This window comes from Kocuria massiliensis, from assembly GCF_900169715.1.
In the GTDB taxonomy this organism is placed as follows: domain Bacteria; phylum Actinomycetota; class Actinomycetes; order Actinomycetales; family Micrococcaceae; genus Rothia; species Rothia massiliensis.
Genome location: NZ_LT835160.1, coordinates 443,666 through 464,765, shown reverse-complemented (window position 1 = coordinate 464,765; position 21,100 = coordinate 443,666). Strand labels below are relative to the sequence as shown.

Genomic DNA, 21,100 nt, shown 5'->3' with positions numbered 1-21,100 from the left:
ATGTCGCGGGCGTTTCGCGTAAACTCCCGCGGATCTGGTGCTGTCCCGCTCAGGCGTCGTTGTGAGGAGCCGGCGGGGCCTTGGAATTACAACAATGGTGAGAGCGCGAGGAAGAAGATCGCCGAGCCAACCGCCGAAATGGGCAAGGTGACGGCCCACATCATGACCAAACGGGCGGCCATGTGGGGCCGCACCGCGTGGAATCGTTGATTCGACCCCGCACCCAGCACGGCGGAAGCCGCCAAGTGTGAGGAAGAGAAGGGGTCTTTGGCGACGGAACCGGTCAGAAAAATGAGGACCGCGGTGACCCCTTGGGCAATGGCTCCGCGAAACGGGTCGATCCGCACGAGACGGTCGGCGATGGTGTGGCTGATGCGCCAACTTCCGAGCAAGCAGCCGATCACCATCATGACGCCCAACAGAAGGCAACACCACATGGCCTGGACCTGGCTGAGGGGTTGGCCGATCGAGAGAAACATCATCGCGGCGATGATCATGACGCGATGACCGAAATATATGCCGTGACCCAGGGAAATGGCCGAGGCGCTGAGCGTGAGAACGAACCGTGACTGACGATGGATGCCGTCCGGACCCGCATGCTGGAAGAGGTTGACGAGGGGGATGACCAGAATCCAGGCAAGGGTGAAGGCGGCCAGCGGAGCGATGACCAACGGCAGAATGACGTCGATCACCGGACGTGCGGTGATACTGGCATGGTCCCCGAGCCCGACGTGTTGGGTGGCCCAGAGCGCTCCTACGAGCGCCCCGAAGAGGGCATTAGTCGACGACGAAGGAACCCGACGCCACCAGGTGATCAACTCCCACAGGATAACCGTCAGAAGAGACGACGTCAGCACCGCCAGGCCGATCGAGTCGTGAGGAATGTCGAGCCACAAAAATGTGCTCGATGAGAAGGTGAGGGCTCCGACTGCGAGGCCGAGGACGTTGAAGAACGCGTTGAGACCGAGGGCAATCTTGGGCGTTAGGGCGCGGGCGCGAACCGGCACCGCGATGGAATTCGAGGCGTCGTGGAAGCATACGATCGCGGTGAAGCCTAGGAGGAAAACCCCGCACACAGCGAAGAGGACGTAGGCCACCCTACGACTCCTGAACGAGGATTCGCCCCACGTCGGTTGCGACCTGGCGAACGCTCAACGAGGCCGTCTGGAGCTTGTCCGTGAATTGAGCCTCTTTGATGTACGACGCCGGTTTGAGCCGGTCCATCATGTCCGCTTGGTAGAGGTCGGTGGTGCGGATCGACTGTTTCGACATGCGAAGCACCTCGATCCAGTACTCGTCCAGCCCCTCGAGATCGGAGAGATGACGCATCGCTTCGGTCGTGAGTGAAGCCTGACGCTGAAGGAGGTCGAGCAAATCGGACGCGCGGGAGGAGAACCGATCCAAGTTATGGATGCGAATGATGTGGGTTGCGGACGTCAAGGATTCCGTGGCCTGGTTGAGGCGCTGGGCCAGTTGGTAGAGGTCGGCGCGAGGTAGGGGAAGTACGAAGGCGCTACGGACCGTGGTCATCAGGGCGAAAAAGTGATCGGTCGACTTTCCTTCGATCTCGAGCGCCTGTTGGAACACGTCCTCGTGGTCAGAGGCCGGTGAGCCCATCATGCGGGAGGTGGCCGAGGTCGCGTCCACGACGAGCTGAGCCATCTCGGCTAGGAGCACAAGAGCCCTATTCTCTTGTGGAAAGAGGCGAATTGCCACGCTGAGCCTTCCAAAGTTCTGTCGTCATCGTCTTTAAGATAACCGCCCAGGGTTAACAAGTTGACCTCGGCGGCTTCATGACGCGCGGAGAGGTTACGTTCCTCCAGGCGTGCGCGCGAAAAACGCCCCCGACGGCGTCGGAGGCGTTCTCGAAGGTTTATGGGGCACTGGACCGGGTGCGCCTCTCGGCGGAAGGCCGCTCGTAGCGGCTAAATGATGGAGCCCGGGGCAACCTGCGGCCCAGTGCCTTACATCCAGTGTGGCCCTCGGCTTGGGGGACTGTCAACGAGCACCAGTGGGTGCCGGCTCACGCAACAAGGGGACGGACCATATGGTCCGTCCCCTTGCCCAAGGCAACGTTGCCGTTGCCCCTTAAAGCTTTTCGTCTTAGCGAGCCTGGTGACCCTGGAGGGTCTTGAACCAGGCCGCGCCTTCGCCCTTCCAGAGGTTCACGGAGGCGATGATCAGGAGGACCACGCCGACGATGCCGCTAAAGTTGCCGCCGATCAGGGAGACGATGAAGCTGATGATCAGCAGGATCGTGATGACCAAAGTGGCGACCCTGCCCCAGTTCTTGCCCTTGCGAACGGCCACACCGGCGAAGATCAAGACGAGACCCAAGATAATGTCGACGACTCCGAGGCCGATGAGGGCTCCCGGGGGGATGCCCTGGAGGGCATCGGCTGCTTCGGTCGACGCGCTGGCGGCGAGTCCGCCGAGCATCCCGAAGAGACCGCCGAGAATTGTCAGACCACCGACGATGAAGATCAGCACGGACGCCGTCTTGACCGATTTCGGGCGGTCCAACGGGTTGCGCTGACCGAAGTCACTGCCCTGATACTGCGGCTGACCGTAACCCGGCTGGCCGGCGGGCTGATTTCCGCCCTGGTACTGCGGGGTTCCCTGCTCGGGACCGCCGTTGAACTGAGGGGGCTGGTTTCCCGTGGGGTTCGGGTGGTTCTCTGACATTGTTACCTCTCGAGGGGCGAAAATCTGGTGACTTTCCTATGTAATCACGGAATTATCCGCACCACAATGAAAGTTACTTGGGTGTAGACCAAATTTGAACTAGTCTGTTCTTTATCGATTTCCGACTAAAGGGCTGAAACTGGCGAATGAGGGAGCCATGGCGAAGATTGGTCAGTGGGGAGTCGTGGCTCTGGTGGGTGTTCTGACCCTCGGATGCGCGGCCTACATGTCCACGGATGCCCGGGTGGGCCTGGCCTCGGACGGCCCAGCGCCGGCGGCTTGGTCGAGCGTGGAAGCAACGCACATCAACCACCATCAGCCCGGTGCGCCCACGGCCGTGATGTACATCGACTATCAGAGTCGATACGCCGAAGAGGCCTACCGAACTTTCTATGAGGCGGGGCGGAGGCTCAGCGGCCGCATGAATCTCGATATCAAGAACTATCCCCTGAATCTTCACGGATCTGCCGTCCCGGTTGCCTATGCGATGGAGGCTGCAGAGCGGCTGGATCGGTTTCCGGAGATGGCGGATCTTCTCCTGCGCCACCGGTCGGAGTGGGAAGGGGCGGGCGGCCCGTACGCGTTGTTCGAATGCCTCGTGAGATTCGCGGCCTCCCTCGGTATCGACCCAGGGCGGTTCCTGGAGGAAATGGACAGTCCCGAGGTGAAGCAGGCCGTGGAGGCGCAGCGCGACGAAGCGGAAGCGCTGGACATCGCAGGAGCCCCTGCATTCGTGGTGGATGGATTGGTGGTACGGGATTTGGACGCAAATTGCAGTCTGGACCGCATGATCCACACCTTCGAAGAGATGACAGATGATGAGTGAGTTTGTGTCTCCAGCGTGAACAAGAATTGACGGTCCTCGCTCACATTTCGTCTCGAGAAGGTTAGTTCCGAAATGTTTCCCGCGCGTGACGTCACGTCGTCTTACCTGACGACACTCGACATTTCGCGTCAAATCCTTGAGGAACACCAAAGCCGCGGGCTTGAATAGCACCGTATCTATCCAGAGTGACTGAGAGACCTGGCTCGACGACGTCACAGCAACCACCGTGAGACGAATTACTCTCGTCGCATAATCACGGAAAGGTGCTCCCGCCAGGACCGATGGAGTGCATTGAACCTCGGTCGGCGGTAGCGGGGTCGACGATCGACCCTCTCTTTGCCGTCGGCCGCACGGTTTTCACGCTGCATCGGGCGTATCCGAAAGGAGAACCCGCCGTGAAACCACACCACCCACCGGCACTTTCCTTCGAGTTATATCCGCCGCGAGGGCGGATCAGCGAAGAGAAATTGGCCGCGACCGTCGAGAAATTAGAAGAGGTTCGGCCCGATTACGTCTCGGTGACCGCCGCCGTGGACGGACAGCGACGCCGGCAGAGCCTCAGATTGCTGGACCACCTGGTTCATCGCACCGGCCTTCGCCCGTTGGCCCACGTGATCGCCACCGGACAACCCGCCCCGAAGCTCCACGAGTTGATCGGCGAGATGATTGATCTTGGGGTTCGGGGGTTCCTGGCGCTCCGTGGAGATAGGCCAGAGGGCCACCACCTGCTCTCGGAGGAACTTCCCTTCGCCCGTCATCTGGTCGAGCTCATTCGCGACGTCGAGCGGCAACGAGTGCCCGAATTGTGCGCCGGACGGCTCGCCGTCGGAGTTGCGGCCTATCCGGTCCGTCACCCGGATTCATCGAGCATCCACCAGGACACCGAGGTATTGCTCGCCAAACAGCGAGCCGGTGCGGACTTTGCGATCACGCAGGTCTATACGGACCCGACGCACTACTCCGATCTTGTCGCCCGCGCCTCGGCCAACGGGGTGGACCTGCCGTTGGTTCCCGGGATCCTTCCGGTGACCAGCCTGAAGAGGTACCTCCGGGTGTGTGAACTCGCGGGCCTCGCGCCGGATGCGGATTTCGCTCATCGACTCGAAACCGCCCGTACCGAAGCCGAGAGGTTGGCCGTCGGCGTGGACCACGCAGAATACTTCGCCCGCCAAGCCCTCGACGCCGGAGCACCCGGACTTCACCTCTACACCTTCAACGAACATCGAGCCGCCCTCGAGCTCGTAGACCGTCTCGGTTTGCGTGCCGGACGCACCGAATCCCCACTGACTTCTCAGGAGAACATCGTGACTCAGCGCCAGAATGAACAGACCAGCCAGCAGACTGTCCCGGAAGCAAACCCTGCCGAGGCCAGGCGGCGCGTACCTTCCGCGACCATCGTGGGGTATCCGCGAATTGGACCCGATCGAGAGATCAAACGTGCGCTCGAGAAGTACTGGAGCGGTACCCATGGACGGGACGATCTAGCGAACGCCGTGAAGGGAGTGAGGAGCGCGGCCACGGAAAGGCTCGAACGGCTGGGGCTGACCGACGCGGCGTCGATCCCGGCCTCGTGGGCCCTCTACGACCAGGTGCTCGACGTCGTGTTGGCCACCGGCGCAGTTCCTCGACGCCTCGCGGATCTGCGTGACGACGCCGGGGCTCTGGATGAGGACGCCGCCTTTGTTCTGGCCCGTGGCGATGACGCCCATTCGCCGCTCGAAATGACCAAATGGTTCGACACGAACTATCACTACCTGGTGCCGGAAATTGGTCCGGAGACCCCGTTGAGCGCCAATACGAGCGAGTTTGGCCGGCAGTTGCAGGACGCGGCGTCGTCGGGGTCCTCCGAGAAGCTCCGGCCCGCACTGGTTGGTCCGCTCACGTTCTTGCTCCTCTCCAAGGCGGACGATGACGCCCCGGAGGGGTTCGACCCACTGAGCCGCCTTCAGGATCTGACCGAGGTCTATCGGCAGATCATTGCGGACTTGGGTGCGGCCGGAGCCGAATGGATCCAACTCGACGAACCGGGACTGGTGGCGGACGTCGACCGTCCGGACCTCGCGGAGGCGGTGCGTGAAACGTACCGTCAGCTCACCGAATCTCGCGGTGATGGACGCCCCTCCCTCCTGGTCACCACGCCTTATGGAGATGCCGAGGGGTTGTTGGAACCTTTGGTCGAGAGCGGCGTCGAAGCGGTTCATGTGGACCTCACCTCGGGGCCCGAGCGCGGCGTCCTCCGAAACCTTTCCCCAGAGCAGCTCGCACTGTTTACCCGTCCAGACTCCCCGACGTTGGTGGCCGGCGTCGTCAATGGGCGCAACGTGTGGCGCACGGATCTTCGTCGTGCCTTCGACCTGGTGGAACGGTTACGGGACGCAGGAGCGCGCGTTTCGGTGGGCACCTCGACCTCCCTCATCCACGTCCCTCACGACGTCGAGCGGGAAACACGTCTGTCCGAGGCGCCGAAGCGATGGTTGGCCTTCGCGGACCAAAAGGTCGAGGAAACGGTCGCCCTCGCCCGAGGCCTTGCGGAAGGCAGAGACGCGATCGAGGAGCAACTGCGGGAGTCGGACGAGGCTCTGCGCCACCGTGCGGAGACCGAGGGCGTGCGACGGATCGAAATCCGCGAACGACGCGCTCGCCTTTCGGAAGACGATGCCCGCCGCGAACCCTTCGAGGTGCGTCGGGAAGCTCAAGAGCAGCGCGGGGTTGCCGCGGACTTGCCCCAGATTCCCACCACGACAATCGGCTCCTTCCCACAGACCCCGGAATTGCGGGCCGTGCGTTCCGCCCATCGCGCCGGCCGCGTCTCCGATGCGGATTACGACTCCCGGCTTCGGCAGGAAATTCGCGAGGTCATCTCCCTGCAAGAGGACATCGGCCTGGACCTTTTGGTGCACGGCGAGCCCGAGCGCAACGACATGGTGCAGTATTTTGCCGAGCACTTTGAGGGCTTTGACACCACACAACACGGGTGGGTGCAGTCGTACGGTTCGCGCTGCACTCGGCCGTCGATCTTGTGGGGGGACGTCAAGCGGGTTGGCCCGGGAATTGGGGGAGAAGCCATCACCGTGCCGTGGGCCTCGTACGCGCAATCTCTCACCGACCGTCCGGTCAAGGGCATGCTGACCGGGCCGGTCACCATCCTGGCCTGGTCGTTCATCCGCGAGGACGTGCCGGTTTCCGAGACGGCGGAACAAGTCGCGCTGGCCCTTCGAGACGAGGTGCGCGATCTGGAAGCGGCCGGGATTCGTGCGATCCAGGTCGACGAGCCGGCCCTGCGGGAACTGCTTCCCCTACGACGTCGCGATCACGCCGACTACCTGGAGTGGTCGGTCCGTGCCTTCCGCATCGCGACGTCGGGAGTCCGGCCCGAAACGCAGATCCACACCCATCTCTGCTATTCGGAATTCGGCGAGGTGCTCTCGGCGATTGACGCCTTAGATGCGGACGTGACGAGCGTCGAGGCCGCCCGGTCGCGCATGGAGCTCCTCGGACCGTTGTCCGAGATCGGCTTTGAGCGGGGCATCGGTCCCGGCGTGTGGGATATTCATTCGCCGCGCGTTCCGGCGCAGGAGGAAATTAGCGAGTTGCTGGCCACCGCTGCTTCGGTGGTTCCCCGCGGGAGGCTTTGGGCCAATCCCGACTGTGGTCTGAAAACCCGGGGCTACGCCGAAACAACGGCGGCCTTGCGGCATTTGGTGGCGGGCGCCCATGGGGTCCGGGAAACGGTCGCGGTCTAGCGCATGACGACGACGGCGGGGTCTGCTGCGGCGGGCCCCGTCGTCGTGCGTCCGAGCTTAGGGAATGTCTGGCATCAAGGTCGCGACGTCGGCGGCAAGTCTTTCGAGGTTCACGTCAGGTTCCACGGAAGTGCGCAGTAAGAATCCGTGCAAAATCACCATGATGACGTTGGCAATGCGTTCGGGATCCGTCGAAGGGTCGGAGGGATCTAAGGAGTCCCCTTGTTCCTCGGCCCGAGCGGTGGTCCAGGGGATGAGGTTCTCAGACAAGACCGTGCGAGCCCGTCTCAAGTTCTCTTGTGCGACGCCGGCAAGTTCCGGGTTGACCGTGGATTCCGAAATGAACTGAATCAGAAGGGGGCCGAGACCGTTACTTCGGAGGGTAATGGCCAAGAGTTTGACGAGATCGGCAGGGGTGGGTCCGTAACGCTTGTCACGTTGTAACTCTCGAAGGTCGTTGATCGCGGCGCGAAAAATGCTCTCCGCGGTGCCGCGCATGATGTCGGCCTTTCCCTCGAAGTGGGAGTAGATGGACCCTGCGGACATGCCAGAGGCCTCGACGATGTCGGACATGGACGTGTTGGAGAAGCCATTGCGCCTGAAACATTCGCGCGCGGCGACGATGATCCGCTCGCGGCGTTCCGTCTTGGTGGATTCGGAAAGTTTAGGCATGGAAAAGAGAATAGTCGTTCTGTTAGGCTGATGCCAACAAAAACGAACGTTCTTTTTAGGGGGCGCCATGAGCAGCAGCCAAACGACCGCAGGCGCGGAATCCACCGCGCACCGCGGTAGCCATCTGGGGAAAGTCCTGGGGGTGTCCCTCGTCGCGGCACTCGTCGTGTCGATCTTCGTACTAGCCTTCAGCTGGCCCACCAAGACGGCAGAAACCCACAACCTTCCCGTGAGCGTGGCCGGACCCCAGCAAGCCGTGGACCAGTTTGAAAACAAGATCTCCGAAAAGAGCGGAGATACCTTCGACTTCGTACACGCCGATTCCCGCGATCAGGCCGTGGACCAAATCAAGCACCGTGAAACGTACGGCGCCATCATTCTTGCGGAACAGCCGAATATGCCCGAGGTGCTGACCGCCCCGGCGTCGAACTCCACCGCAACGCAGATCATGAAGGGCATGGGCGACCAGCTCACCACGCAGATGCGGACTCAGATCACCGCGCAGGTGGATCAGCTTCAGAAGAAGTCCGGCGGAAACCTCTCGGGGGCGCAAGCGCAGCAGGCGTTGGCGATGCAGCAGAAGGCCGCCACGGCCGAGGTTCCTGTCACCGAAATTGTCCCGCTGTCCCAGGACGACCCTAACGGGGCTGGCCTCACCGCCGCGGCGTTCCCGCTGGTCCTGGGCGGAATGATCGGTGGCGTGCTCATCACGTTCTTGGTCAAGGGCGTGTGGCGACGCCTCATCGCCGCCGTGGCCTACGGTGCGCTCGCCGGACTGAGCCTCACGCTGATTCTTCATACGTGGTTCGGGTTCGTCAGCGGCAACTTTGGCTTACTGTGGTTGGCCTTCGGACTTTCCGCGATGGCCACGGCGACCTTCATCCTCGGATGTACGGCCATTTTGGGCGCCCCAGGCATTGGCATCGGTGCGTTGGTGACCTTGCTGATTGGCAACCCGCTCTCCGGGGCCACGGCTCCGTGGCAGTTCCTCGCCGAGCCGTGGGGCCACATCGGCCAATTCCTCGTTCCGGGCGCATCGAACACGCTGCTTCGGTCACTGAGCTACTTCCCGGATGCCCCGACCGCGCAGCAGTGGTGGACGCTCATCGCGTGGGTCGCGCTCGGCGTGCTCCTCACGAGCGTCGGCCACTTCCGGCACAACTCGATCAACGACGAAACCCCTGACGTGGAGGACTCTGGTGAGAACTCCACCGAGGGCTCCGACGACGTCGCTGGGCACGACCACGCACCGCGACACCGCAAGAGCACCGCTAGCGGAGAGGCGTCCGAAGTCACGGCATAGGTTGTCGCGAGGACTCAGGGGGGGCGACGACCCCCCCCTGAACAACGAAGGGCTGGTCGCGGAGTCGAGGGTTTCTCGATTCCACGACCAGCCCTGGTCGCGTCTGGGGTAGGGAGGCGACGTCGGCCGCGATCTCTCCCCAGGAAGGTCAGCTGCTAGAGCTGCTGGTTCTTCACCCGGACCGTGCGTTCGTTGGTGAACTGCTGGAGGGCCCACTGGGCGTTTTCACGGCCGTAACCCGAGCGGTTGATGCCGCCGAAGGGGAACTCCGGGCTGGAATCCATGTGGGTATTCACAAAGGTCATGCCCGCATTGATCTTTTCGGCGAACTTCTGGCCTCGTTCGGGGTCGGTGGTCCACACCGACGCCATGAGACCGTACTGGGTATCGTTCGCCAGGCGCAGGGCGTCCTCTTCGTCCTTGGCCTTGTAGATCATGACGGCCGGGCCGAACAGTTCGTTGCACCCCAGATCGGAGGAGGGGTCGATATCGGTCAGCAGGGCCGGGGACATGAACCATCCGTCGCGGTCGAGCTTCTCGCCGCCGGTGTGGAGCGTCGCTCCGTCCCGAACGGCCTGAGCGATGCGCTCGACGACCTCGTCACGAGCGCCCTCGGAGGAGAGCGGGCCCATGTCGGTGTTGGGGTCGTCGTAGGCCCCGACGGTCACGTTCTCCACGGCCTGCGTGGCGGCGGCCACGAAGTCGTCGTAGATCTCCTCGAGAACGATGAATCGCTTGGGCGAGGTGCACACCTGACCCGCATTCGAGATGCGGAGCGTGACGGCCTTCTGGGCGAGGGCCGGGACGTCGTCGGTGTCCAAGACGACCAGCGGGTCATTGCCGCCGAGTTCCAAGACGGAACGCTTGTAGTACTTGGCGGCAATCGCGGCTACGGAAGCGCCCGCATCCTCGGAGCCCGTCAAAGAGAATCCCTTGACTCGGAAGTCCTTGAGGACCTCTTCGGCGTCGCTGCTGTTCAGGTAGATGTTGGTGTAGACGCCCTCGGGGAGGCCTGCCTCATCGAGCATGTCCTGGAAAGTCTGCGAAGACTTGGGGCAGATAGCGGCCTGCTTCATGAGGATCGTGTTGCCCACCATGAGATTCGGCAAGACGAAACGCGCGATCTGGTTGTACGGGAAGTTCCACGGCATGATGCCGAGCAGAACGCCCAGGGGATCGTGCTTAACGTAGGTCTTGTCCGCGCCTTGGGCTTCGGGTAGTTCCGTATTTTCCAGGAACCGCGCCGAATTCTTGGCGAACCAGCGGGCCGTAAAAGCCACCTTGGTGGCCTCCGCCTTGCCCTGCTTGAGCGGCTTGCCCATTTCCCGACCGATGATGTCGGCCAATTCATCGACTCGGGAGTCGACAATATCGGCAAATTTTTCGAGGACTGCGGCCCGGTCCGTGAGCGGGGTGTCCTTCCAGGATTCGAATGCTTGGTGAGCCCGGTCGATGATGTGGGGAATCTGCTCGGGGCTGAGGGAATCGAAGGTTTCCTCGACGACTCCGGTGCTGGGATTGGTTACTGCGAAAGTACTCATATTCCCTAGCAAACCCCGTTTTATACTCGTCCGTCTAGCGAGTTTCGGTCGTGGCTGAATGTTGCCGGTCATGACGACGGCGGAGCCCGTCGCGGAGGGTCGTGGCGGCCTCCTGAGGGTCTGAGGATTCTGTGATCGCTCGCACGACGACGACCCGGGTGGCACCGCTGGCCAACACCTCGTTCAGGTTATCCGCGTTGATCCCTCCAATCGCGAAAAACGGCGTATTCCCCGGTTGTTGCGCGGCGAAGGAAGGAAGGGCCAGTCCCACGGCGGTCCGCCCGGGCTTGGTGGGGGTCTCCCAAACGGGGCCAGTGCAGTAGTAATCGACGTCGGGGTCTTCGACGGCGGCGACGACGTGGTCCTGGTGGTGGCAGGAGCGTCCGATGAGGGTCTCCGGGCCCAGAATCTGTCGGGCCTGACGGGGAGTCACGTCGGTTTGCCCGATGTGAAAGACGTCCACCGCGGCGAGTGCGGCCAGATCGGCCCGGTCGTTGGCCGCCGAGAGGCCACCTTCGGCCCGTGCCACGGAAACCAGGATGCGCAATGCGGTGAGTTCGGTCTGGGCGGAAACCTTTTTGTCTCGGACCTGGATGATATCCACGCCGCCCCGGAAACACTCGCGGAAGAACTGGGTGACTCGCGGGAGGTTCAGGTGCTCGGGGTGGAATTCGTCGGGGGTCCGATCGACGAATTCTTGGAGGTCGGTGCAGAGGTAGAGACGCGCATCGGTGAGGCGTTCGAGGCGCGCGGCATGCGTCGTCTGGCCGTGGGGAGAATCGTCAAGGTGGGTCACGCTCCACAGAGTAGTACAGGAGACTTCTCTGGAAGTTGGTCCTCGTCATAGACTAGGCAGAACGTGGGAGACCGGGATGGCCGGTCTGAGAGGGCAAAACCGCCGACCATTTGGACTCGAAGCGGATCATGCCGCCGTGAGGAGGAAGAATCACGTGCACGTCGTCGTACTGGGCGCAGGAATCGTGGGGTTGCAGACAGCCTGGCACCTGCGTCTTAAGGGGCACCGGGTCACGGTGTGCGACCCCGACGTCGCGGGTGGCGCAACGTATGCGGCCGCGGGAATGCTGGCACCGGTCAGCGAGGTGCAATTTGGTCAAGAGCGGTTGTACCCCTTGCTGGTGGCCGCGCGCCGGGAATACCCGTGTCTCGTGGAAGAACTGGGCCGAGCAACGGACCTCCCCACCGGATTCCTCGACAACGGAACCTTGTTGATCGGCGGCGATCGAAGCGACCTCGAGCGAGTGCGCGATCACGCCCGCGTCCACACGGAATACGGGCTGAATATTCAGCGGCTCGCGACCCAGGAGATTCAGCAGCGCGAACCTTTCCTCAACGCGCGCATCGCCGGAGGATTCGCTGCTCCCGACGACGCCCAAGTGGATCCCAGAGTCCTGTGCGTGGCACTTCGGGACGCCTTGTCTCGGGAGCTCGACCCCACGGAGTTTCCGGGGGCCGGACCGGCCGTTGAGTGGGTCGCCGAGCGAGTGGAACGGGTCACCGGTTCGGCCGACGGACCCTATGCGGTGCACACAGACGGCGGTATGGAAGGGGTGGCGGACCGGGTCGTCGTCGCCTGTGGAATGGGGTGCACGTCGCTGAGCGGAATACTCTCCGACCTGTCCCTCGACCTTCGTCCGGTGTACGGCGACATCCTGCGGTTGCGGCCTCGAGATCCCGTAGGTGCGGATCGGAAGCCCGTGCTCTCGTCGACCATTCGCGCGACGATTCTGGGGCGACAGGTTTACCTCGTGCCGCGCGACGACGGCGAAATCGTGGTCGGAGCAACCGTGCGTGAGGACGGACTCGACGGCATCCACGCAGGGGGAGTGCACGAACTCCTGGAAGACGCCATCACGGTCCTGCCCGCGCTCCGGCACTTCGAGATCGCAGACATCACCGCGAGGGCCCGCCCGGTGTCACCGGATGACATCCCGTACGTCGGCCTGATCCCGAAGGCGCCAGGAATTCTGGTGTCGGCCGGATATTCCCGACACGGAATATTGCTGGCTCCCCTCGGGGCGAGACTCGGCGCGGCGCTGCTTTCGGGGGAGATGCTTTCCTCCGAGGACGCCGAACTCCTTGCGGCCATGAACCCAGGGCGGATCGAACGCGAGGCCGCACCGAATCATTCTCTGACCCAGAAAGGGCCCGCCAATGGCAATCATCACCGTTAACGATCAACAGCTCACCGTGGACGACGGCGCCACCATCGTCGACGTCGTTACCCAGGCCACGGGGCGTCGTCTCGCACCGGATGGCACGCCCCAGGACGGCGGACGTCTCGGGATTGCGGTGTCGATGGACGGGGCCGTCGTGCCTCGGAGCACCTGGTCAGAACGGCGCATCGCCGCCGGAGCCACACTGGAACTCGTCACCGCCGTGCAGGGCGGGTAGAAAGGCATCACCATGGACAACACCACGAAAACTCCTCCCTCGACCACGCCCGAAGTCCAAGCACCGCACATCCCGACGCTGCGCGTGGGCGACTACGAGCTGACGAGCCGACTCATCATGGGAACCGGCGGCGCCACGGACCTTTCCTCCCTGGAACGGGCGCTGATGGCGTCCGGTACCGCCCTGACCACGGTCGCGGTGCGCAAATTCAGTCCCGAGGGCCGCACCAGCGTTTTTGAGCTTTTGGAACGATTGAACATCGACGTCCTGCCCAATACGGCCGGGAGCTTCACCGCCAAAGACGCCGTGCTGACGGCCCAGCTCGCGCGGGAAGCCTTGGAGACCAACCTCGTCAAGGTTGAAGTCATTGCGGATGAGACCACTCTGCTGCCGGACGTCGTCGAAACCCTCAAAGCCACGGAGGAGCTCGCGAATCAGGGTTTCGTGCCGTTCGTGTACACCACGGACGACCCGAGCGTGGCGCTCCGGCTGGAAGATGTGGGGGCCGCCGCCGTCATGCCCTTAGGCTCGCCGATCGGCACGGGCTTAGGAATTCTGAACCCGTTCAATATCGAGCTGATTGCGGCCAGGGCCTCGGTTCCCGTGGTGGTGGATGCCGGCCTTGGGACTGCCTCGGAAGCGGCTCAAGCCATGGAACTCGGGTGCGACGCCGTGCTCGCGGCCTCCGCTGTCACGCGGGCCCGAGACCCGAAAGCGATGGCTCAGGCCATGCGATTCGGAACCGAAGCTGGATACTGGGCCAGGCAGGCTGGGCGCATCCCGCGCCGCGCCGACGCGGTGGCGTCCTCACCCATGAGCGGCCGGGTTCGGGCAGAGGACCGCCTGTGACACGCGTCGAAGATCTCAGCCCAAGCCAAATCGAGCGATTTCAGCGTCACCTGGGCCTGTCAGGATTCGGTCCCGAAGCCCAATGCGCCCTCCTCGATTCCCGAGTGGTCGTCGTGGGGGCCGGGGGACTGGGGGCTCCCATCCTTCAGTATCTAGGCGCGGCAGGCGTTGGCCACCTCGAGATCATCGACGACGACCTCGTGGACCGCTCGAACCTCCACCGCCAAGTCATTCACGGGGAATCCGACATCGGGCGCCCCAAGACCTCCTCAGCGGCCGACGTCGTCCACGAGCTGCATCCGGAAGCCCACGTCGTCGAACATCGAACCCGCTTGACTAGGGAAAACGCTCTCGAGCTCCTTCGGGATGCGGACGTGGTGATCGATGGTTCGGATAATTTCCTCACCCGCTACATCGTCTCTGACGCAGCGGAAATCCTCGGGAAGCCCGTGGTCTATGGTGCGATCCTGCGTTTCGAGGGTCAGGTGAGCGTGTTTTGGGGTGGGCGCGGGCCCACGTATCGCGATCTGTTTCCTGAACCTCCGGCGCCGGGAGAGGTTCCTTCCTGCGCGGAGGCGGGCGTGATCGGTGTCCTGCCCGGCGTCGTCGGAACCCTGATGGCCACCGAGGCCATCAAGCTGATCGCCGGTATTGGTGAGACCCTCTTGGGCCGCGTCATGGTTTATGACGCACTCGCCGCGACCTTCCGCGAATTGCGAGTGAGCCCAGATCCACATCGAGCTCCCGTGACGAGTGTTGCGCCGGACCTCGTCGAGGAGACCGGACCGACGCAGTGTGATATCTCGAGCGAGGCCCTGCCCGGCGAGGCGATTTCCGTGGCCGAGCTGCGGAATCTCCTCGGGGGTGACGCGGAATTGACCATCCTGGATGTCCGCGAGCCGTGGGAATTCCGGCTGGGCGCCATCTCGGGAGCCGTCAACATCCCCTTGGGGAGCATCGGCGAAGATCCCCGAGGCGTTGCGGATCGTCACATCCGGGAAGGAATCCCGACCATCGTGTATTGCAAAGCCGGGGTGCGGTCCCGCCAGGCTCAAGGCCTCCTGGAAGAGGCCCTGGGCGGTGTTTCGATTCGAAGCCTGACGGGTGGTTACGACGCGTGGGGCGAAGCGAGACCTAACTCCGGGGGCTAACCAGCAGCAATTCGGTGTTGTGATCCTGGTCTGTGCCCATGAGTTTGGAATCGGCGTGGAGATCGTTGAAGGAGTACTCGCGGTACAGCGTCGCGGCAGAATCCCCGTCGTAAGGAGCTTCGGATTCGAGGATCGTGGTCAGCAAAGAGACCGTGCCGTTGCCGTTGTCCGTCACTTCGATGGTTCGGGCGTGCTGCGGATAATCCACGTGGGAAGCGGTGTTGATCTCCCAATAGGAGCGCTCGGGGGTGCGGTGCTGCTTCAGCGTGATTTTATTGGTGTGGGTATGGCCGTTGACCCAAGCCAGCACATTAGGAAAGCGTGTCAGGAGGTTCGCGACGTCCCACCCGGCGTGCCGAATCTCGGAATTACCCGGTGCGAGCAGCAGGTTGTTCATAGTATCGGGCGTGTGATGGCTGAAGACGATGAAATAGGTGTCTTCGGCGGACTGGGTCTTCCGAACGCCCAGACCGTCGTACCAGTGACTGGAACCGGCACGTAGCGTCTGTTCCAACCAACGGTATTGGGCATCCCCGATGGATCCGCCGGTAAAGCCGGCCCTATTGGTCGAGTCCAGGGCAATCCCGACGACGCCGTCGGCAATGTCGAAGGAGTAGTACCCGATACCCTGCCCCACATGGTCCGGAGTAAAGCCGTTTCCGAGGGGGCCGACCGGCGACGGGTGGTCCAGGTGGGCCTGCATAAATTCGGATGGCGTGAATGGCTTGCGTCGGGCATCCGCGGTGACGTGAAAGTCCTGTTTGGGCGTCTTATTCGCCGTCACTCTGGGGGCACTGCTGGCTTGAGTGGTGTCGGTCGTGATCTGCCGTTCGAGCTGCCGGTTGGCCGTTGCATCGCGGAACCCGGTGAATTTAAGTGAACCGGTGTACATGTCTCGGAATGCTGCCCAGTCGGAGGGCAACGTTCCGCAGATGGAGTCGTCGTGGTTTCCGAACACGCTAAACCACGGAAATTTCAGGCCCGGGCTGCTGTGCTGGGCCATGGCGCGGGCGAAGAAATCCGAGACGACCGGGAACCCGGCCTTTTTATAACGGTCTTCGACGTCGCTTTCGGGGAGCCAATATTGGGGGTTTGAGGAGTTCTGGACGCCCTCCCATCGATTTGGTGCGCCGGTATTCGGGGTCAGCGAACCGCCATTCATGATGGTGAGGAACCAGTCCAGCTCAACGCTTTCGTGGTTATCGGTGCTGTCGCCCGTGGTGACGACGCAGTCGAGCGGACGGCCCGTTTGCGGGCCCTTGCCCAAAGAGTTAATCCGTTGAATCAGCGATACGGAACCTTGCGTCCCGAATGCTTCCTGCGGACGGAAGGCCGAACCGGTGAGGTCATGCAGGTATTCGAAGCGCATGGGGGATTGTGCGTCGACGACGTGCATATCGGTGAGTTGCACGAAGGAGGCTAACGTTTTGCGACGGTCGGTGCCTTCGGTGGTGGGCGGCGTCGGTAGGGCTTCGGACCGGACCTTGAGGGGATAGCCGGGGCCGGCGGCGAGGCGGCGGTATCCCGTGGTGCCGATGGGGACTGCAGACGATTCAAGGGTGGTGCCCGCGGCAGAAGCGATCCTGTCTTGTGCCATCGCGGGCGTCAGGGTCGAGGGGAGGAGGCTCGAGCTTGCGGCTACGGTGCCGGCGGCCAAGAAGAAGGTTCTGCGTGAATAGCGTGCCATGGTACGGATTCGACCACGGCTACTTGGATTTAAAGTAAAAGAAAATTGGCCGGCATATGGCCTCGACGAGTCGACCGAAACAACCCTCGCAGCCGGGATTCGTCATATTTCGTCATAAAAATACCGACGAGTACAACATGTGGGCATGTGGGTTTAGTTGGGATGAAGGTTAGGCAAGCCAAACTCGCATATTCAACTATTAATTGAGTTTTTAACTCCCCGGTAAAGGTTTGCTTTCATCTGAGAATGATCTTCCGTGAAAGCTTGGCGTGAGTCCTGGCCGGTGGACATTGCGGGGTTCGATGCCGGGGCTTGGATTAAACGATTCGGGTTCGTTTGGAGTGGGTATGAAATCTCGTGGGATCTTTACCAAATCGTTGCAATTCCGGGGGCGAAAGTTCCCAAACTGAGCGTTGGTCGTTTTGTACTGACGCGTAGAAGAACATCGGGGAGTTATGTAATGTCCATTCACAGATCTCGTCGAACGGACCAGATTCGAGGTTGATGACTCGATCCTCGGGCTGGTCCGCTGACTCTCGAAGGCCTCGGCCGGATAAGAGTTCCTGGGCACGGCAGATACGGATCTGGTCGTCGAGATCGCTCGGAACCGGTAAATACGAGGAGCACCTATGAAGCTGACAGGAAAGCTGGTCGGAATCTTGGGCGGAAGCGCACTGATGCTCGGTGTCGCTGCCATGCCTGCTAACGCCACGACCATCGAGAATCACTACCCTGAGACTCCCAAGCTCAACCCCAACTTGCCGATCGTGAACACGTACCACGGTTCGGATCACATCAAGCCGAACGTGCTCAACCCGCACCCGGTCTGCAACGCCCTTGAGGACAAGCGCACCGTGGTTTACAAGGTCACGGACAACTTCTTGCCCGTTGGCACGATCTCCACGACCAACCACACCAACAAGGACATCCCGCTGACGCAGGAGACCTCCAAGGAGCAGACCATTAGCCTCAAGGCCAACGGTCAGCAGAGCAGCTCCACCACCATCAACGGAGGTGCTTCGAAGGACGGTGGCAACATCGGCATCGCTCAGGAGTTCTCCCGCCAGCTCGGCTTCGAGGCTTCGTACAGCCTCTCCTGGACTGCCGGCCAGACCGTGGGCCCCTACGACGTTCCCCCGGGATACACCGGTGAAGCCACCTACGGTTTCCGCACCGTGAGCATGACCGGCACGCAGCAGATCTGCGGTGCCAACGGAACCTGGACCAACCCGACCGCATGGAACGCCTTTGTTCCGGTGAAGAACGAGGTTGCCGTCAAGCTTTACAACAACCCGGCTGATTCCTAAGCCGACGCTGCATTACCGAACGGAGAACTAACACCATGAAAAAGAAGTTCATTGGACGTACGGCAGCGGCGGCCCTGGTTCTGGGCCTCGGCGCCAGCACCTTCGGCGCCGGTGCAGCCAACGCCGCTGAGGCCAAGCCTGCTCATGACCTCAGCGTCAACTACACGGTGTCCAGCGCCAAGGCGAAGGGCTACGCCGGTTTGGTCGCCATCCATGCCAAGAACGAAGGTTCGCAGCGCTACTACTCGGAGTTCCCGGCCATCAGCTTCCGTGTTGACGTGAAGACGGACAAGGGACCCGAGGGTGTCGATCGCCTCATCACCCCGGGCTGGTTCAACGGTGCATACACCCAGGACCTCGGTTTCGATGAGAAGACCTCGACCCGTTCATTCATGGTCACCTTGGCTAACCCGGTGGAGGTGGGCGAAAACCAGCTCATCGCTAACCTCAACTTCGGCGACGGCCTGACCAAGGAAGGTCGCCTGAACAACTACATTCAGGTGACTCAGGTGGGACGTCTCGATGACGACAAGACCACTGGCAACGACCAGAATGTCGACTCGCGTCAGAACACCAAGACCGACTTCGGCAAGGCAATCAACGGCGTCTTCTAAAGAATGAGGGCGTAGTTACGCCTCCAAACCCTCTGTGGGTGCACGGCGGCCGGAAGGATTTTCCTTCCGGCCGCTTTTGTGTGGTGGTGAATTCCGGGATCTACACTCAATAATCATGAAATTACCAGTGGTCTTCGACATCGACGGAACCATTTGTTGGGATGGTCGGGCGATCCCTCAGGACATCCTTGAGGAGCTCCGGTTGCTGAGGAAAATCCGGCAGATCATCTTTGCGTCGGCCCGGCCCATCAGAGACCTCTTGCCCGTTCTTCCGCGCGACTTTTGGGATTGTTCTCTCGTGGGTGGAAACGGTGCGTGGGTGCAGGTTGGTTCCGAGCGGCATTGCCAGGCTTTTGAGGAATCCCAGCGTGCAATCGTCGATGATTGGATCGTTCAACGAGGTTTGGACTATCTCGTGGATGGCGCGTGGAACTATGACTATGTGGGGGATCCTTGTCACCGTATTCATCGTCAAATCGACGCCGGTCATCTTGCCGCTCAGGTTCCTCGCGAGACCTTGGAATTCTACGCCAAGGCTGTGCTTTTTACGACGGATCAGAAGGTCTGTGAATCACTCCGTGGTGCGGGATTGATGGTTAAGAGGCACGAGGGGGAAGGGCTGATCGATATTGCCCCGGCTGGTATCTCGAAATATTCGACATTGCACGGTTTTGTCGTTCGCGAGGGTGGGTATGTGGCCTTCGGCAATGATGTGAATGATGAAGATCTCCTGGCCCATGCGGTCGAGAGCTTTGGCGTAGGAGATCATCCCGCGGTGGCTTCCGCGGATCATGTTCTGAGTCCGGATGAGGTTGCCGGTGCTATCAAGCGCCTTGCCTGACGTTCCATCACCGTAGAGGTCTTTATGGCTTAGTAGAAAAGTTCGCCAAGGCGTATAGTCATGCTTCGTTACTGCAAGGATTGCCGATGAGGAGGTTCAGTGACGAAGCCATCGACGTCCACCGCGCCTTGGGGATCCGCCCAACGGCAACGCAACGCCGTGCCTGGGCGCGGTCGCGGCAAGGGGCGATGGCTCGGGTTGCTAGGGCCGGCCTTCGTCGCAGCGATCGCCTACGTCGATCCGGGAAATGTTGCGTCAAATCTGTCGGCCGGTGCGGACTACGGCTATCTTCTGGTCTGGGTTCTCGTGGTCGCCAACCTGATGGCCGTCTTGGTCCAGTATCTTTCGGCCAAACTCGGCCTCGTGACGGGACAAAGCCTCCCGGACCTCCTGGGGTCTTCGATGAAGCGCGGCCCCCGTTTGGCGTTTTGGGTCCAAGCCGAGATTGTGGCAGCCGCGACAGACTTGGCCGAGGTCATCGGCGGCGCTTTGGCGTTGCACATACTTTTCGGCATTCCCCTTCTATGGGGTGGGGTAATCGTCGGAATTCTCTCGATGGTTCTGTTGATGACCCAAGGGCCGGGTCGCCAGCGGCGATTTGAAATGTTCGTGATCGCTCTGCTGGTGATCATCACCATCGGATTCATGGCGGGCCTCTTCGTGAGCCCGTTGGATTGGGGTGGAGCGGCTGGGGGACTCGTGCCCCGTTTCCACGATGCACAGTCGGTTTTACTCGCTGCGAGCATGCTGGGTGCCACGGTCATGCCGCACGCCATTTATTTGCACTCCGCGCTTGTGCGCGATCGCCACGGGGCGCCGGAGAATCGGGGTGAGGAAGCCACCCGACGCCTCATCGTGGCAACTCGGTGGGACGTCGTCTTAGGCCTCGTCCTCGCAGGCTCGGTGAATATCGGGATGCTTCTGCTTGCTGCCGCATCGCTTCCGGGCGTCGCTGGGACGGATAGCATCGAGGGCGCCGCGGCCGCGATTTCGGATCATGTGGGAAGCGCCGTCGGTGTGATTTTTGCTGTCGGCCTCTTGGCCTCCGGCCTAGCTTCGACCTCGGTGGGGTGTTATGCCGGTTCGGTCATCATGAGCGGTCTGCTCCACGTGAACGTCCCCTTGGTGGCGCGGCGGTTGGTCACCATGGTGCCCGCCTTGGTGATTCTCGGCTTGGGTTGGGACCCGACCTGGAGTCTTGTCATCAGCCAAGTGGTCTTGTCTCTCGGGATTCCTTTCGTTCTGATTCCGCTGGCGGTGCTGACCAGCCAAAGGGCGGTCATGGGCCGGTGGGCCAACCCCCTGTGGGTCAAAGTCGTCACCTGCGTGGTGACCTTGGCGATCGTGGCGCTCAATATTGTGCTGGTGGTTTTGACGCTGGGGGAGCTGTAGTTTTTTGGTGCCGGATCGGGTTTTGAGGGCGTCGACGTCGCCACGGTGGCAACTCTGCATCTCGCGGGGACGTCTGA

General features: G+C 61.9%; 18 protein-coding genes and 1 riboswitch. Of the genes, 11 read left to right on the top strand and 7 right to left on the bottom strand.

Annotated features, from left to right (window positions below):
* Positions 1–86: 86 nt before the first annotated feature.
* The 3 genes from B9Y51_RS03535 to B9Y51_RS03525 form a co-directional block, all read right to left on the bottom strand.
* Positions 87–1,097: an inorganic phosphate transporter gene (locus tag B9Y51_RS03535; protein WP_085528790.1), complete on the bottom strand. Its 1,011-nt coding sequence runs from the start codon at positions 1,095–1,097 to the stop codon at positions 87–89.
* A gap of 1 nt (position 1,098) precedes the next feature.
* Positions 1,099–1,716: a DUF47 domain-containing protein gene (locus tag B9Y51_RS03530; RefSeq protein WP_048681791.1), complete on the bottom strand. Its 618-nt coding sequence runs from the start codon at positions 1,714–1,716 to the stop codon at positions 1,099–1,101.
* 387 nt (positions 1,717–2,103) lie between these two features.
* On the bottom strand, positions 2,104–2,685 hold the full coding sequence (locus B9Y51_RS03525) for a hypothetical protein (RefSeq protein ID WP_085528789.1): 582 nt from the start codon (positions 2,683–2,685) through the stop codon (positions 2,104–2,106).
* A gap of 157 nt (positions 2,686–2,842) precedes the next feature.
* On the opposite strand from B9Y51_RS03525, the gene B9Y51_RS03520 reads away from it, so the two are divergent.
* Positions 2,843–3,511, top strand: coding sequence for a DsbA family protein (locus tag B9Y51_RS03520; protein ID WP_085528788.1), 669 nt, complete (start codon positions 2,843–2,845; stop codon positions 3,509–3,511).
* 173 nt (positions 3,512–3,684) lie between these two features.
* Positions 3,685–3,799, top strand: a riboswitch (SAM riboswitch).
* Between the two features lie 107 nt (positions 3,800–3,906).
* Positions 3,907–7,254, top strand: a complete 3,348-nt coding sequence (gene metE, locus B9Y51_RS03515) for a 5-methyltetrahydropteroyltriglutamate--homocysteine S-methyltransferase (protein ID WP_158088245.1) — start codon at positions 3,907–3,909, stop codon at positions 7,252–7,254.
* 57 nt (positions 7,255–7,311) lie between these two features.
* On the opposite strand, the gene B9Y51_RS03510 is transcribed toward metE, so the two are convergent.
* On the bottom strand, positions 7,312–7,926 hold the full coding sequence (locus B9Y51_RS03510) for a TetR/AcrR family transcriptional regulator (protein WP_158088244.1): 615 nt from the start codon (positions 7,924–7,926) through the stop codon (positions 7,312–7,314).
* A 67-nt stretch (positions 7,927–7,993) separates the two neighbouring features.
* On the opposite strand from B9Y51_RS03510, the gene B9Y51_RS03505 reads away from it, so the two are divergent.
* Positions 7,994–9,229 (top strand): ABC transporter permease, encoded by a 1,236-nt coding sequence (locus B9Y51_RS03505; RefSeq protein WP_143467974.1) that lies wholly within the window; start codon positions 7,994–7,996, stop codon positions 9,227–9,229.
* A 155-nt stretch (positions 9,230–9,384) separates the two neighbouring features.
* Here the strand turns inward: B9Y51_RS03505 and B9Y51_RS03500 are convergent, their stop codons facing one another.
* Both B9Y51_RS03500 and thiE read right to left on the bottom strand, forming a co-directional pair.
* Complete coding sequence (locus B9Y51_RS03500; protein WP_085528784.1) at positions 9,385–10,770, bottom strand: NAD-dependent succinate-semialdehyde dehydrogenase; 1,386 nt, start codon at positions 10,768–10,770, stop codon at positions 9,385–9,387.
* Positions 10,771–10,804: 34 nt separating this feature from the next.
* A complete protein-coding gene (gene thiE, locus B9Y51_RS03495) occupies positions 10,805–11,566 on the bottom strand; it encodes a thiamine phosphate synthase (protein ID WP_085528783.1) in 762 nt (253 codons plus the stop codon).
* Between the two features lie 154 nt (positions 11,567–11,720).
* Here thiE and thiO point away from each other — a divergent pair, with 154 nt between their 5' ends.
* Genes thiO through moeB form a run of 4 tightly spaced genes read left to right on the top strand, consistent with a single transcriptional unit; the run spans position 11,721 to position 15,182 of the window.
* Positions 11,721–12,962, top strand: coding sequence for a glycine oxidase ThiO (thiO, locus tag B9Y51_RS03490; RefSeq protein ID WP_085528916.1), 1,242 nt, complete (start codon positions 11,721–11,723; stop codon positions 12,960–12,962).
* A complete protein-coding gene (thiS, locus tag B9Y51_RS03485) occupies positions 12,943–13,182 on the top strand; it encodes a sulfur carrier protein ThiS (protein WP_048681711.1) in 240 nt (79 codons plus the stop codon). Before thiO ends, thiS begins: the two co-directional genes overlap by 20 nt.
* A 12-nt stretch (positions 13,183–13,194) precedes the next feature.
* The gene (locus tag B9Y51_RS03480; protein WP_085528782.1) at positions 13,195–14,031 is read left to right on the top strand and encodes a thiazole synthase; all 837 of its coding nucleotides are present in this window, start codon (positions 13,195–13,197) and stop codon (positions 14,029–14,031) included.
* Positions 14,028–15,182, top strand: coding sequence for a molybdopterin-synthase adenylyltransferase MoeB (moeB, locus tag B9Y51_RS03475; protein WP_085528781.1), 1,155 nt, complete (start codon positions 14,028–14,030; stop codon positions 15,180–15,182). The genes B9Y51_RS03480 and moeB overlap by 4 nt, the downstream gene beginning before the upstream one ends.
* On the opposite strand, the gene B9Y51_RS03470 is transcribed toward moeB, so the two are convergent.
* Complete coding sequence (locus tag B9Y51_RS03470) at positions 15,166–16,869, bottom strand: TIGR03767 family metallophosphoesterase (RefSeq protein ID WP_085528780.1); 1,704 nt, start codon at positions 16,867–16,869, stop codon at positions 15,166–15,168. The two genes, moeB and B9Y51_RS03470, sit on opposite strands and share 17 nt — an antisense overlap.
* A 629-nt stretch (positions 16,870–17,498) precedes the next feature.
* Between B9Y51_RS03470 and B9Y51_RS11040 the strand changes: the two genes are divergently transcribed.
* The 4 genes from B9Y51_RS11040 to B9Y51_RS03455 all read left to right on the top strand — a co-directional run bounded on the left by B9Y51_RS11040 (position 17,499) and on the right by B9Y51_RS03455 (position 21,023).
* Positions 17,499–18,176: a hypothetical protein gene (locus tag B9Y51_RS11040; protein ID WP_048681728.1), complete on the top strand. Its 678-nt coding sequence runs from the start codon at positions 17,499–17,501 to the stop codon at positions 18,174–18,176.
* Between the two features lie 35 nt (positions 18,177–18,211).
* Entirely contained in the window at positions 18,212–18,790 is a 579-nt protein-coding gene (locus B9Y51_RS11035; protein ID WP_048681730.1) for a hypothetical protein, read from the top strand.
* A 115-nt stretch (positions 18,791–18,905) separates the two neighbouring features.
* Positions 18,906–19,631, top strand: a complete 726-nt coding sequence (locus tag B9Y51_RS03460; protein ID WP_085528779.1) for an HAD hydrolase family protein — start codon at positions 18,906–18,908, stop codon at positions 19,629–19,631.
* A 99-nt stretch (positions 19,632–19,730) separates the two neighbouring features.
* Positions 19,731–21,023, top strand: a complete 1,293-nt coding sequence (locus B9Y51_RS03455; RefSeq protein ID WP_085528778.1) for an Nramp family divalent metal transporter — start codon at positions 19,731–19,733, stop codon at positions 21,021–21,023.
* Positions 21,024–21,100 lie beyond the last annotated feature (77 nt).